A 13,366-nucleotide genomic window follows, 5' to 3' on the forward strand; every position below is an offset into this window, starting at 1 on the left:
ATTCATTTGCGTCCATCGTTGCTGTCGCCTCAGATAAGACGTCCCTGTCCTTCCATCGTGTGAGGCATCGGGGGTGCCGCGCGGCAACACGCGGCATTGCCCCACCCGGATCGCACGGACCGCCTGCTCGCCCGGCCTGATCGGGCGGTCCTCGATTGACGCAGTCCGCCAGGGCACGACGCATGGCCAGCAGCGAAGTCATCCGATACGCGGTGGAATTGGGGGACAGCCTGCGGCGCACGCTCGGCCCGGCGGCTCCCTCCGCGGATCTCGATGCGCTGCAGGCCGCCGCGCAGCAATTGGACGCCTTCGCACAGCAGGCCCCGTCCGCCAGCGACTGGACCGCGGCGGTCGATGCGTGGACCGCCGCCCGCAACAGGCTTGCGGCCCATCTGAACCGGTATCTGCTCGAAGGCTTGCCGGATATCCCGGGCCTGCAGGACCTGGTGCGCGCGCTGAACTGGGACAGCCCCCATGGCCTCAATGGCGAACTGCCGCTTGGCCCGCTGAAGCTGGCGCTGTCCTCGTCCGCGCTGGTACTGCAGCCCAGGCTGCCGGACGGCACCACGTTGCCCCCGTTCTCCGCCGGCCCCCGGCAACCGTCCGGCATTGCCGTCTCGTTGCCCTCGCCGTTCGGCGGCGGCCTGCCGGGCGGCGGCGCGATCGTGCGCTTGCCTTCGGGGACCGGCTTTGGCGGCGCGCTCAACGTGCCGCTGGGCGCGGTATCGGTCAGCGCGTCGGCCGTGCTAGAGCGCCTGCCCGACGGCGTGCCATCGTTTCTGGCGCTGATGGGCGTGTCGTTCGTGCCGCCGATCCAGCTGTCGTTCGGCTTCTCGCTGGACCGCGTCGGCGGCCTGGTCGGCGTGCACCGTCGCGCCGATACCGATGCGCTGGCGGTGGCCGTGCGGTCCGGCGCGGCGGCTGATACGCTGCTGGCCACGCGCCCGCCGGCGAACCCGAGCCTTGCGATCGAGGCGCTGCAACGCTTCTTTCCCGCGTTCCGCGGCAGCCATCTGGTCGCGCCGACCCTGCGGCTCGCGTGGCTGTCCGCGGGCGCGGGCAGCTTCCTGTCGCTCGATCTCGGCCTGGTGGCCGAGGTCCCGAGCGGCAAGGTCGTGCTGCTCGGCGTCGCGCGTGCAGGCATTCCCGGCGTGCCTGGCTTGGTGCAGTTGCGGCTGGACCTGCTGGGCATCGTCGATCCGGCGCAGGCGCTGATATCGCTCGACGCCAGCCTGGTCGACAGCCACGTGCTCGGCGTCTTCTCGGTGTACGGCGATGCCGCGATGCGGCTGCACTGGGGCAGCCAGGCGTATGCGGTGGTGTCGATCGGCGGCTTCTATCCGGGCTTCAACCCGGAGCCGGCGCAGTTGCCGGCCTTGCGCCGCGTCGGGCTGTCGATGCAAACGCTGGGCGGGCCGCTGTCGATCCGCGCCGAAGGCTATCTGGCATTCACGACCAACACGATCCAGCTGGGCGGGCGGTTCGATATCACGTTCTCGATGGGGCTGACCGCGCATGGCTTCCTGCAGATCGACGCGCTGGTGCAGTTCCGCCCGTTCGCTTTCGTGGCCAATGCGTCCGCGGGATTCGAGGTGCGCGCCGGGGGCTTCAGCTTCGGCGGCGTGCGGCTCGACGGCACCGTGTCCGGTCCCGGACCGCTGGTGATCCGCGGCCGGCTGACCATCGAGACCTTCCTGTTCGACGTCTCCTGGGACGAGACCTTCTCGCTGGGCAGCGGCCCGGCCGACATGGCCGCGAGCCCAGGCGAGCTGCTGACGATCCTGCAGCAGGAGATCGTCCGTGCCGGCAATGTGCGGGCCGCGTCGATCGACGATCCGGCGGTGGTGCTGGCCCCTCGCCCCACGCGCCCGGGCATCGCCGCGGTGCCGCCGACCGGCGCGCTGCAATGGTCGCAACGGCGCGCGCCGCTGGGCTTGCCGATCGACCGCGTGGACGGCCTGCCGCTGCCCGCACGCGGGGGCGCGCGTGTGTTGACGCCTGGCGAGCCGGTCCTCGAACGCTTCGCGCCGGGCCACTACTGCAACCTGAACGAAGCCGAGCAGCTGAACCGTCCGCCGTTCGACGTACTCGATGCCGGCGTGGTGTTGAGCGGAGGCCCGCCCCACGACAGCGCGGCGCAGAACGACGACCGGAAAGTCGACCTGGTCGTGATCCTGCCCGGGCTCGAGTACAAGAAGATCGCCCAGCGCACCGACCTCAGGGCGATCGCGCATCTTGTCGCGGCCAGCCATCGTCCCCCCGCGCTCGGCAACACGGCGCAGCTGATCCACGCGGCCCGCGAAGTGTGGACCACGGTGCCGCCGACGGAATTCGCGAGCTACACCAGCGCCACTGCCGCGCATGCCTTTGCCCGCCACAACAGTACCGGCGGCGCGGTGCCGATCGCCGACCTGCTGTCGCCGGTCAACCTGTCCGGAGTCTGAGCATGGCAAAGTTCCTTTCCTGGCGGGTCACCGCGCTGCGCCACGGCGCCAACGGCAATGTGGTCGCGGGACGCCTGCAGGCCGGCGCCACGCTCACGCTCGAAGAGATCGTCACCGGCGGTACGCCTCGCTCGATCACGGCGCCCGCCCCCTACGAGCTGTTCGGCCCCGGCGACGTGCAACGGCTGACGCCCGGGACAATCACCCGGCGCTATCCGCCGCCCGGCGCGTCCGATGCGGAGAACACCAAGCGCGCGCTGGTCGAGTTCAGTCACCCGGATACGCTGGACCTGCCGTGGCGGTATTCGCCTGATCCTGCGCTGCCCGGCGCGATCCGGCCATGGCTGGTGCTGGTGGTGGGGCTGCCTGCCGACGTCGTGCCCGGCGGCGATGGCCGCGTTACGCTGTCCGCGCAGGCACAAGCCGGCCATCCGCTCGGCGACTCGCACCAGTGGGCCCATGTGCATGAAGTCGACGGCGACTGGTACAGCCGCATCCTGAGTCCGGTGAAACTGGAGCCCCAACGCGCCTATGTGGCCTGCCTGGTGCCCGCCTACGTGGTCGAGCCCGACGGCACGCTGCGCGATGCGTGGCCCGTCGCCGCCGGGCAGCCGGTGCGCGTGACGTGCTACGACAGCTGGGGCTTCCGTACCGGCGAAGGCGGCGATTTCCGGGACATCGCCAAGCGGCTGCGCACGCCGGTCGACGGCGAGCTGAAGGAGGACTTCGGCCGCGCGAAGCTGCGATACCAGCGGCGAGGCTCCGCCGCCGCCGGCGAGCCCACGACGGTCGCGCTGCCGATGGGCGGTGCGCTGCAACGGGTCAGCATGGTCGGCGCACCAGGCGATCCCCTCGCGCCCTGGCTCGCCGCGGAAACCGCCGCGCTGACCGCAATGCCGCCGGTGCCGCCGGGCCGCTGGCTGCTGACCGCGCCGCGCTACCACGCGCCGTTCACGATGCCGGGCACCAGCCCCGCGGCCGGATGGAGCGCGCAGCTCCATACCGATCCGCGCCATCGCGGCGCGGCCGGTCTCGGCGCATGGGCCGCCATTGCGTGGCAGGACCGCATCGCCAAGGCCGCCGCCACGCGTGCGGGCGATCTGGCGATCGCACGCGAGCGCATCGGCAACGTCGCGCTCGGCGTCGAGGTGTCGCGCTCGCTGTGGTTCCGCCATATGCCGCCGGACCCCGTCGACAAGCTCGCAGTGCTCGGCGCCATGCTGGGCCGCATGCCGGTCAGCGCGCAGCAGACAGTGTCGTCGGCGTTGACCGGACGCACGCCCGGCATGGTGCCGGCGATCTGGTCGTCGGCCGCGCGGCGCGCGCTGCGTCCGGGCCCCGCGCGCTCGGTGCTGACGCGCGATGGCGTGATTGCCCATCGCGTGCTGCTCGAGGCGGCCGCCGCCTGCCCGGCGCCGCCCGACGATCCCGATGCGATCTGGCACCGGCCGCGCGGTGACGCCGCCCCCTTGCTGAAGGACGCGGTGCGGCGCGCGTTCGACGACGAGCGCCAGGCCGATGACATGTTCCGGATGCTGATGGACAGCGAAACCACGACGGACCTGAACCGTCTGGCCGCCGCGCTCGATGCGCTGACGCGCGATGCCGACGGCCGCGTCGACCCGGATAAGGTCATTCGTGCCGTGCGGGAACCCGGACAGCGGATCGACGAGCCGGCCACCGCCCAATGGGTCGACACGCTCGCGGGGAGCCGCCCGCGTTGCCGGCCGGTGGACCTGGACACGCTGGGCCAACGCGTTGCGGACGCCGTCAATCCGTTCGCCGCGCGTCCGCCGGCGGTCGATCGCGTGCTGGCCACCCTTGTCGGCATCGACGACATCGGCCCCGTCGAAATCGAACCCGAGCTGGACCTGCCGCTGTGGCAGTTCCTCAACGAGGCCGCGCCCGACTGGATGCTGCCTGGCATCGGCGACCTGCAGCAGGACCGCGTGGTCGGGCTGGCCACGCACGCCGCCTTCGTCGAAGGCGTGCTGGTCGGCGCCAATCATCAGGCGCTGGGCGAGCTGCGCTGGCGCAATGTCCCGATCGCCCCACGCTGGTCGCCGCTGCGCAAGTTCTGGCAGCGTACCGGCGGCCAGTTCGATATCCATCCGATCCGCCAGTGGCCCGCCGATGCGGCCCTGGGCGCCGCCGCGCTGACGCCGACGCCGCTCGCCAGCGAGGCGGTCGTACTGTTCAAGACTCCGCTGTTTCGGCGCTATCCCGACACGGTGGTCTATCTGTACAAGGCCGAGGCGGATTGGTCCGTGCCGGACCCGGACGAACCACTGGACGAGTCGCGCAAGCAGTATCCGACGTTCCCCGGCAGGATCGGCCGCGACGTCGCGTTCTTCGCGTTCAACGTGGCGCCCGCGGATCTGGCCAACTATTGGGTCGTACTGGAAGAGCCGCCGGCCGGCTACCGCTTCTACAGCCGGCACGACGATCAGGACCGGCCCATTGGCAGCGTCGCCGATGGCGCCGCCTACGCCCTCGAAACCTTCGCCCGGCCGGTTCGCGTGATGATCGGCAAGCTGGAGCTGGCATGAGCGCCGTCGAGGTGCTGGCCCCGCTGCGGATCGAGACGCGCTTCTACGCGCCGGACGGTGCGCGGCCCGGCTGGCTGCTGCGGCTGCGCGTCTGGCCCGACGAATTCTCGATGGCGCGCCGGCCCATCGCCCCGTCGCCGGCCGAGCTCGATCTCTACGACGACGTGCTGCGCCAGTTCCCCGCCGATGCCGGCATGCAATGGCGCATGCTGGCCGCGCGGCTGGGCGTCGAACGGGCGCTATGGCTGCGACGGACCGTTGCCATCGTGGCCGATCCGGTGCCGCGCACCGATCGCGGCATGGCGCAGCCACGCGATCCGTCGGCCTGGCCCGACACGCACCAGCCCTTCGGTCTGCCGCCCGCGATCCACGTCTGGTTCGTTCAAGTGGGCCAAGCCGGCCAGGCAGCAACGCCCACGCTGGCCGGTACGATGCGTCCCAAGCGCGAGCGGATCGCCGAACAACTTGGCCTGACCGCCTTCGAAAATCCTGCCGCCACCGGCGAGCTGCCGCAAACGTGGTGGACCTCGTTCGAGGTCGCCATGGACGTCGAACTGGCGATCGAGATCGGCTTCCCGGCCGGCGCGCAGCCGCCCGCGCTCGACGCCATCGTGGTCGCTGGCATCGGCGACGTCTCGCCGGAACCGCTGATCGCGATGCACGCCGCCAGCGGGCGGCTGTCGGTGCTGCGGCCCGGCACGCCGACCAATACGGTGGACGGCGAGGCCACCGCCGAGGTCGCATCCAATGCCGGCGCCGATCCGGCCGCATGGGAAGGCATCGACGATGCGCCGCCGGCCGCGGACAGCGCCTCGGCCGCCGTGATGCAGGCGCTGGCCGGGCCGGATGCGGTACCGATCAAGCTGCAAGGGGGCGACGTTGCCGCAAGCGGATACGACCCGTTGGTCGTGCATGCGTTATGGCCGGTGCTGTGGGGTCATGCGCTGCGCGATGTCGTCGGCGCCGGCGAACAGGAGGCGCGGCTGGCCGAATGGGCGCAGGCGTGGCTGGCGCCGCAGGGCCCGTATCCGGCGATCCGGGTCGGCTCCCAGCCCTACGGCCTGCTGCCGGCCGCCGTACTCGCCGGCTGGACCGGCCAACACATCACGGCGGGACAGATCCGCGATTGGGCCGGCCCGTGGCGCGATGCCGCCGCCGCCGATGCCGCGGTCTACCCCGGCACCGTGGTGGGCGCCTCCGCGCAGCGGGCGGCCGAACTGCTGGGCGAGGACACGCCCACGCGCCGCTGGGCCGTGCGGCTGGTTTCGCCGCTGCCCGTGGTCAACGCGATCCGGGCGATGCGCGCAATGCCGCCGCTCCAGCCGAGCGCGTGGGAAAACGACACGGCCTCGAGCCTGGCCGGCCGCAAGACGCCGCTATCGCCGCTGGGCGCCTTCTCGGAGCAGGCCCCTGTGCCCGCCAGCACGCCCGAAGCCGACAGCGACGATCCGGAAACGCTGCGCCTGCTGCTGGAGGACGACAGCGAGATCTTCCCGCAGCGCTGGGACCACAAGCTCGGCCTGCTGGGACATCTGATCTTCGAGTCGCTGTGCCTGCTGCGGGCGAGCGTCGGCCAGGCGCGCGAGTCGATCGAAACGGGTCAGTCCGTCGACCCGCACGCGCCCTTGCCGATGCAGGCGAGCGCCGATGCGCTGGTCAGGCTGGTGCGGCGCGGTTATCCGGGCACGCCGTCGCAGTGGCAACTCGACGATCTGTTTGCGTCGCCGGACGCCGGCGCGCAGCGCGTCGCCACGCGTTGCCTGCGCGGCATCGAGGCGTTGGCGGCGCTGGTGCAGGCCTATGCCGATGACCCCGACGGCGTCTTCGGGTGCGTGCTGGCCGCCCTGGACACGGCCAGCCATCGCGTCGATCCGTGGATCACGGGCCTTGCCAGTTCGCGCCTGCGCGAGCTGCAGAACGCACGTGCACCGTGGCGGCTCGGCGTCTACGGCTGGGTCGATGCGCCGGCGCCCTACGATGCGGGCAATCCCGGCCATGGCCTGCCGCCCGGTCCCACCGCCGCCGGCCTGCTGCACGCGCCGTCGCAGACGCAGGCGATGACGGCCGCGCTGCTGCGCGATGCGGCGGTCCGCCATCCCGGCGATGCGCGCTGGCGGATCGCCATCGATTCGGCCAAGGTCCGTGCGGCCATGCGGCTGGCCGAGCGGGTTCGGCTCGGCGTGCATCCCTACGAGGCGCTGGGCCTCGAGGTCGAGCGCATCGTCGGCGACTGGGACACCGTGCGCAAGCTGCGCGAGGACTACCCGATGCGCGACACGCATGCGGGCACGCGATGCTGCGACGGGGCGCGCGTGCTGCGGCTGCTGTTCCGGCATCAGGCGGGCGATCCGCCTCCACCCGCGCTGCCGGCCGGCGTGCGCGAGGCGCTGGCGACCTGCGATGCGGCGCTCGACACCTATGCCGATCTGCTGGTGGCCGACGGCATCCATGCGCTGGTCAGCGGCCATGGCGGCCTGGGCAACGCGGCGATGGAAGCCGCGGCGGGTCTCGGGCCGCCGCCCGAACTGCGCGCGATACGCACGCCGCGGCAGGCCGCCAGCGTGCGCGTATCGGCGTGGGCGGTGCTGCCGCCCGGCGATGCGGCGCAAGCAGGCGGCCAGACAGGCGCGCCGCCGGCCGTGCTCGCCGATCCCGCGTTGGCGAGCCTGCTCGACCGGGAGCTGGGCCCAGCAAGCGGCTGGACCTGGACCGTCGGAGCCGATGCGGTAAGTCTGGCCGACCTCGGCCTGCATGCGATCGAGGCGCTCGCACTGTCGCCGGCGGAACTGGCGCAGCGCCTGCGCGGCCAGCGCGCCCCGTCGCTGCCCCTCGCCTCCGGCACCGGCGCCGGCAAGCTGGCCCGCGCCACGCGGCTGGCCGAGCTGCTTGGCGGCGGCGACAGCGATCCACCGATTCCCGGTGCGATCGATGGCCGCGACGACGATGCTGCGCCCGGCTCGCCCCTGCGTGACGCGATGATGGCCGACCTGGCGGCCCGGCTCGGCGTGCTGCGAAACCGGCTGACCTCGCTGCTGGCTTCGCTCGCCGCGCTGGATCTGAACGACCCCGCCGCGGTGACATGGTCGCTGCAACAATGCCGCGCCTGGGGCGCCGTGCAGGCCGACGACGCCGAGCCGCTGGCCCAGGCGCTCGCCCGCCTGCAGGCACGGCTGACGGCTATGCCGGAAACCGGCGCCGATGGTGCGGGCGGCCTGCGCGGGCTGCGGCAATCGATCCGTGCCCTGGTTGGCCATCCTCGCCTGCCGGTGCTGCCGCTGGTGCCGTCGCTGGCCGTGGGCCCGTTGCGCGCGGCAATGCGCGACGACGAAGGACGCCCGCGCACCGACCGGGATTGGCTCGAGATCGTCGCCGCCGTGCGCCCGCGTCTGGCGAGCCTCGAAGCCTGGCAGCTCGATCCCGCAACGCAGCCCTGGGGCGCCGCCGTACGGACCGCCGATGGCTCGGGCAATCCGTGGAGCCCGGCGGGACCGGTGGTGGTCGCGTATGGACCCGACCCGGCCGCGCTGGCCGGCAGCCTGGCCCGGGTCGCGATCGCCGGGCTGGACGCCTGGCAGGACGCGATCCCTTCGGCCCGGCACACGACCAGCGCGGCCTTCGGCTTCAACGGCCCGAAGTCGCGCGCGCCGCAGGCGGTGCTGCTGGCGGTGCCGCCGGACCCCAGCCAACGGCTGAACGACGCGGAACTGGTGGCGCTGGTGCTGGAGACGCGGCAGCTCGCGCGCGCCCGCGCCTCCCGTCCGCGGCCGGGCAGCCGGATCGCGACACCGGCGGCGCTGTCTTCCTTGCCGGATATGTTCTGGAGCCATTGGACCTGAGGCCGCCCACCCGCCTGCGACGCCCGCCGATGGCCCCACCGATCGAGACCGCCATGTCCCTGCATTTCCGCCTCGAACCGCTGAGCCCGCCGACCGACTTCCATCGCGGCCTGCGAGCGCGCGTTGCCGATCCCGTCTGGTTCCTGACGCGGCAATGGCAGCTCGGCGAACTGCAGGGCGAAGACGTGTCGAGCCCGGTCTCGGTGGCGGTCAGCGTCACGCATGAGCCGTTGCGCTATGCGCCGCGCCGCCCCGATCTCGATCCGGCGCGCATACCGGCCGAAGCGCTGGTCGAGGCCGAGCCCGGAGACTGGTGGACCATCGGCCGGCGCATCCGCCTGGGGCGTGCCGCCGCGCCGCTGTTGCCTGCGCTGCCGCCGCAGCGCCTGCAGGCCTTGCGCCTCGGTCCGCTGCCCGCGCCCTACGAAGCGCTGTCGGACGAACTGGACGGGCGCGCGATCTTCACCGCGGGACTGCTCGCCGGCCATGCGCTGTGGAACGAGGTGCCATCGCCACCGGCCGACAACTGGTCGTCGCGCCGCCTGACGCACGATGCGCGCTTCAGTGCAGGGACGCGCGCGCTGGAGATTCGCGACCACGATGGCGGCGACGTGGACTGGTACTCCGCCGACGCGGGCGGCACGGTGCTGCGCGCGGACGCCGGCGCGGTCGCGCCGCTGCCTTCATCACGGCAACTGCTGGTCAGCCGGCTGTCCTACCCGGGCGCGCCGCATCCGCGCTGGTGGCAGATCGAAGACCAGGCCGTGGACCTGGGCGCCTTCTCGCCGGACCGCGCGCATCTGGGCACCGCGCTGCTGCTCGATGTGGCGCTGGCCCATGCCGACGACTGGTTCTGGTTCCCGGTGCCCGAGCCACCGCCAGCGACGAACGGCAAACGACCGCCTTCGTCCGGCATGCTGGTGACGCTGCGCGAGACCGTGGTGCACGACAGCTTCGGCGATATCTGGACGCTGGCGCCGCCGCCGGTGGACGGGCAACACGCTTGGTCGCTGTTTCGCACCACCGGCATGGAAGCCGGCGCGTTGCTGATCTGGCCAGTCGCGGTCGCGCCGCATGCGGGCCCGTGGCTGGACGACGTGTCGCTCGGCATCGACGAGGACGCGAACGTGGCATGGGCGGTGGAACTGCGCGCCGATGGCCGCGTGCTGCTGGCCGACGATACGAGCGGGGCCGCCGCGCGCGAGACCACGCGCACCGGTACGCGGCAGTTCCGCTATCTGCCGATGACGACCCTGCCCGCGCACTGGCATCCGTATCGGCGTACCGGCCCCGACGGCATCCATGGCGACTGGCAACAGGGACTGGTGGCCGATCTCGGCGGCGTGCTGCCGCGCGTGCGGGCGGGTCCGGCATCGCGGCTGATCGGCGGACCGTCGGGGCCCGGCTTCGGGCGCGGCCACGAGATCGCTGCCGAGGCGATTGCCAGCAGCGGCGCATCGCTGCGCCGCCATGCCCGCCTGGCGCGCGATACCGAGGGCCGCCCGGTGCTGTGGGTCGAGCGCAGCCGCACGCCGCTGGCCGGACCGCCGGTCTCGCATCTGCGCTTCGACGTGATGGCGGAGGATGAGGTGCCCCCGGGAGACGGCGATGGCTGAGGCCTTTGTCTACGTGAAGCTGTTCGACGGCTTCGTGCTGCCGTACGAGAGCGGCGCCGAGCAGTATCTGGGCGAGCTCAAGCCGTGGTGGGACGAGCTTGCCGCGAGTTATCGCGGGCTGCGGCTCGATCCGGGCTTTCCCGTCGAGCAGATTGGCTTGCTGGCCCATATGGTCGATGCCGCGCGGATGCTGGGCGGCGAGCCGCCCGATCCGTTCGCCTGGTTCGAGGTGCCATGCGAAGCGGCGCAGCTGGAGGCGCTGGTGGGTTTGCTGTATGCGCTGCCCTTCGTGGAATGGGCCGAGCCGCGGATACAGAACTATCCCGCTGCACGCGTCGCTTACGGGACCAACGAGGATGCGCTGGCTTCGAAGCAGCTGCGTGCGGCACCGGTCGGCATCGACGCATGCTATGCGTGGCGCGTGCCCGGTGGCGCGGGACGCGGCATCCCGCTTGCCGATGTCGAGCATGGCTGGAATCTGCAGCATATCGACCTGGCCATCGTACCGATCACGCCGTTCTCGGTCTTTGGTGCCCCCACGCAGAAAGACATCGACCATGGCACGTCTGCTCTCGGCATCGTGGTCGCGGGCGACAACGGCGGCGGGATCGTCGGTATCGCACCGCAGGCGCATGCGCATGTCGTGACATCGATGCGGCAGGATGGACAGCATCGGCTGGATACCGCCATTGCGGTCGCCGGCGATGCAGTGCGGCCCGGCGGCGTCGTGCTGATCGAACTGGGCAGCGCGCGGCCGTGGGCCGGCGATAACGAACCCGGGCTCCCCGTCGAACTATCGAGGAAGGTCCAGACCACACTGCAGCTGCTGGGATTCTTCGGCATCACGGTGATCGAGCCCGCGGGAAATACCGGAGAGAACCTGGACATTCATCACGAATGCAACCACTTCAATCCCGCAGATCCGGGCTTTCGCGATTCGCTGGCGATCATGGTCGGCGGGGCCACGCAGGATCCACCCGTTGCAGGGGTGTACCAGCCATGGCAACGCGGTTCCACGTTCGGCACGCGCGTGGACTGCTTCGCCGCGTTCGCGGGCGTGCGTGCCCCGTACGATCATGCCCCCTATCCCTATCACGAATTCGGCGGAACGTCCGCCGCCTCCGCGGTGATCGCCGGCGTGGTTTGCGCGATTCAAGGCATGCAGGCCGCCAGGGATGGACAGTGCCTCTCCCCTACCTCCATTCGCGATCTGCTTCGCAACCCTTCCCTTTGCACGCCGGCCGCGTCCGACCCGCCGGGCAATATCGGCGGCATGCCGGACCTGCGCAAGGTCGCCGTGCATATGGGCTGGCCGCGCATTCTTCCCGCGCCGGCCGCCGCGGCCATCGCCGGCGACAGCGCGCTGCTGGTGGGGCTTGGCGCCGACGACCGCCTCAGCCTGCGGATCTGGTCGCGCTTGTTCGGCCCAGGGCCCGAACTGCCCCAGCCGGACAGCAAGCCGTTCGACCTGTCCGATTGTCAGCCTGCTCTGTTGGTATCGCTCGAGACCGCGCCGCTGCTGCGTACGGTATTCGAGGTCCTGATCACCGGCGTCGACGGGTCCTTGCGGTACTACTACTGGGACACGCTCGGCAATACCGGCGATATCGCCAGGGAACGGACAGAACTCGGCAGCCTCGCCCCCGGCTACGACGTGGCCGCTTGCCATCCGTTGTACGAGCTGACGACGGTGGCGGCTATCCAGATGAGCGGCCAGTTGGTGGCGGTGGAGTACGACGCGACCGTCATGGGCAATCACGACTTCTCCGACGCGGTGCAACTCGATGCGTTCAGCACTTACCGCCGTACCCCCGGTCCCGTGATGCTGTCGCGCAAGCCGCGCACCGTCGATGTCGTCGCCATCGACGACGGCGGCGCGCTGCGCTGGATTTCCGGCATCGTTCCGGATGGCGGTACCACGACGTTCTGGCGCGAATCGGTGGCCGCGCAGTGCGATGTGCCGATGGAACCTGGCGTCAAACCCGGCATCGTCGGCACGCTCGATGGCGTCGCCGTAGTGGCCGTCGGCAGCGACGGGCTGCTCTATGGCTGCGGCTTCGGTCTGCAGCCGCTGCTGTTCGAGACGCTGATTCCAATCGGTCCGGCCCCGGCCTTCGCCGCGGAAGGCCATCTGGGCCTCGCGCTGCTGCACGACGATACGCTGGTGACGGTTGCCGTCAGCGCCGACGGCCTGCTGCATGCCGCCTTCCGACCGCTGGTACCGGGCGGCGAATGGACGCCATTGCTGGCGATCGATCCTTACACCGCGGTCAGCCCCGCCGGCGGGGCCACCGTCATCACGCAGGGCGACACCGTGATGGTGTTCGCCGTGCTGCCCGACGGCCGCGTCTGCCGCAGCGACTACACGCCGGAGCGCGGCTGGTCGCCGCTCATGGCGGGATGATCGACTGCGACCGCATCAGGGCCGGCGGCAGCTGACGTCGCCTTCCTGGCAATCCGTCAGGCGCTTCAGCTCGCCGGTACGCCAGCGCGTCAACCGCGCCTGGCATAGCTGCACGGCGACGCCGGCGATCGAACCGCCTGACGTCCGCCCCGTTTCCAGCTCGCAGGCGCGGCGTTGGTATTCGAGAAAGCTCTTCTGCGAAGCGTTCAACTGCTGCCGCTCCCTGGCGTTCAGCACCTTCGTCAGCTTGCGGTACTGCTGTGCATATTCGGCATTGGCCGCATCGAAGGTTTCCTGGGCGCAGGACTGCATCTGTACGGTGGTGACAGCCTGCTCCATGCAGTCCGCGGCATTGGCGAACTGGCATGCGCCGGCGAGAGCCGCGAGTGCGGCCGCATGTTTGACGATCATCTCGATTGGCCTCCGAGTCGGTGTGGGATGGTGTGTGGGGTGGCTGCCGGATACGGTCGCGATTTACGGGCGCCATTTACGGTCGCCATCGGTCGCCACTTCGCCG

Annotated in this window: 6 protein-coding genes; 5 read left to right on the forward strand and 1 reads right to left on the reverse strand. The window is 71.3% G+C overall.

Annotated features, from left to right (window positions below; all coding sequences use genetic code 11):
* Positions 1–182 precede the first annotated feature (182 nt).
* Genes FOB47_RS05955 through FOB47_RS05975 form a run of 5 tightly spaced genes read left to right on the forward strand, consistent with a single transcriptional unit; the run spans position 183 to position 12,849 of the window.
* Positions 183–2,444, forward strand: a complete 2,262-nt coding sequence (locus tag FOB47_RS05955; RefSeq protein WP_174780276.1) for a DUF6603 domain-containing protein — start codon at positions 183–185, stop codon at positions 2,442–2,444.
* Positions 2,445–2,446: 2 nt separating this feature from the next.
* The gene (locus tag FOB47_RS05960; protein ID WP_174780277.1) at positions 2,447–4,993 is read left to right on the forward strand and encodes a hypothetical protein; all 2,547 of its coding nucleotides are present in this window, start codon (positions 2,447–2,449) and stop codon (positions 4,991–4,993) included.
* Positions 4,990–8,829: a hypothetical protein gene (locus FOB47_RS05965; protein WP_174780278.1), complete on the forward strand. Its 3,840-nt coding sequence runs from the start codon at positions 4,990–4,992 to the stop codon at positions 8,827–8,829. The genes FOB47_RS05960 and FOB47_RS05965 overlap by 4 nt, the downstream gene beginning before the upstream one ends.
* 53 nt (positions 8,830–8,882) lie before the next feature.
* Positions 8,883–10,445: a hypothetical protein gene (locus FOB47_RS05970; protein ID WP_174780279.1), complete on the forward strand. Its 1,563-nt coding sequence runs from the start codon at positions 8,883–8,885 to the stop codon at positions 10,443–10,445.
* The gene (locus tag FOB47_RS05975) at positions 10,438–12,849 is read left to right on the forward strand and encodes a S8 family serine peptidase (RefSeq protein ID WP_174780280.1); all 2,412 of its coding nucleotides are present in this window, start codon (positions 10,438–10,440) and stop codon (positions 12,847–12,849) included. Before FOB47_RS05970 ends, FOB47_RS05975 begins: the two co-directional genes overlap by 8 nt.
* A gap of 15 nt (positions 12,850–12,864) precedes the next feature.
* Here the strand turns inward: FOB47_RS05975 and FOB47_RS05980 are convergent, their stop codons facing one another.
* Positions 12,865–13,260, reverse strand: coding sequence for a lysozyme inhibitor LprI family protein (locus FOB47_RS05980; RefSeq protein ID WP_174780281.1), 396 nt, complete (start codon positions 13,258–13,260; stop codon positions 12,865–12,867).
* Positions 13,261–13,366 lie beyond the last annotated feature (106 nt).

The organism is Cupriavidus gilardii, assembly GCF_013347325.1.
Lineage (GTDB): Bacteria > Pseudomonadota > Gammaproteobacteria > Burkholderiales > Burkholderiaceae > Cupriavidus > Cupriavidus gilardii.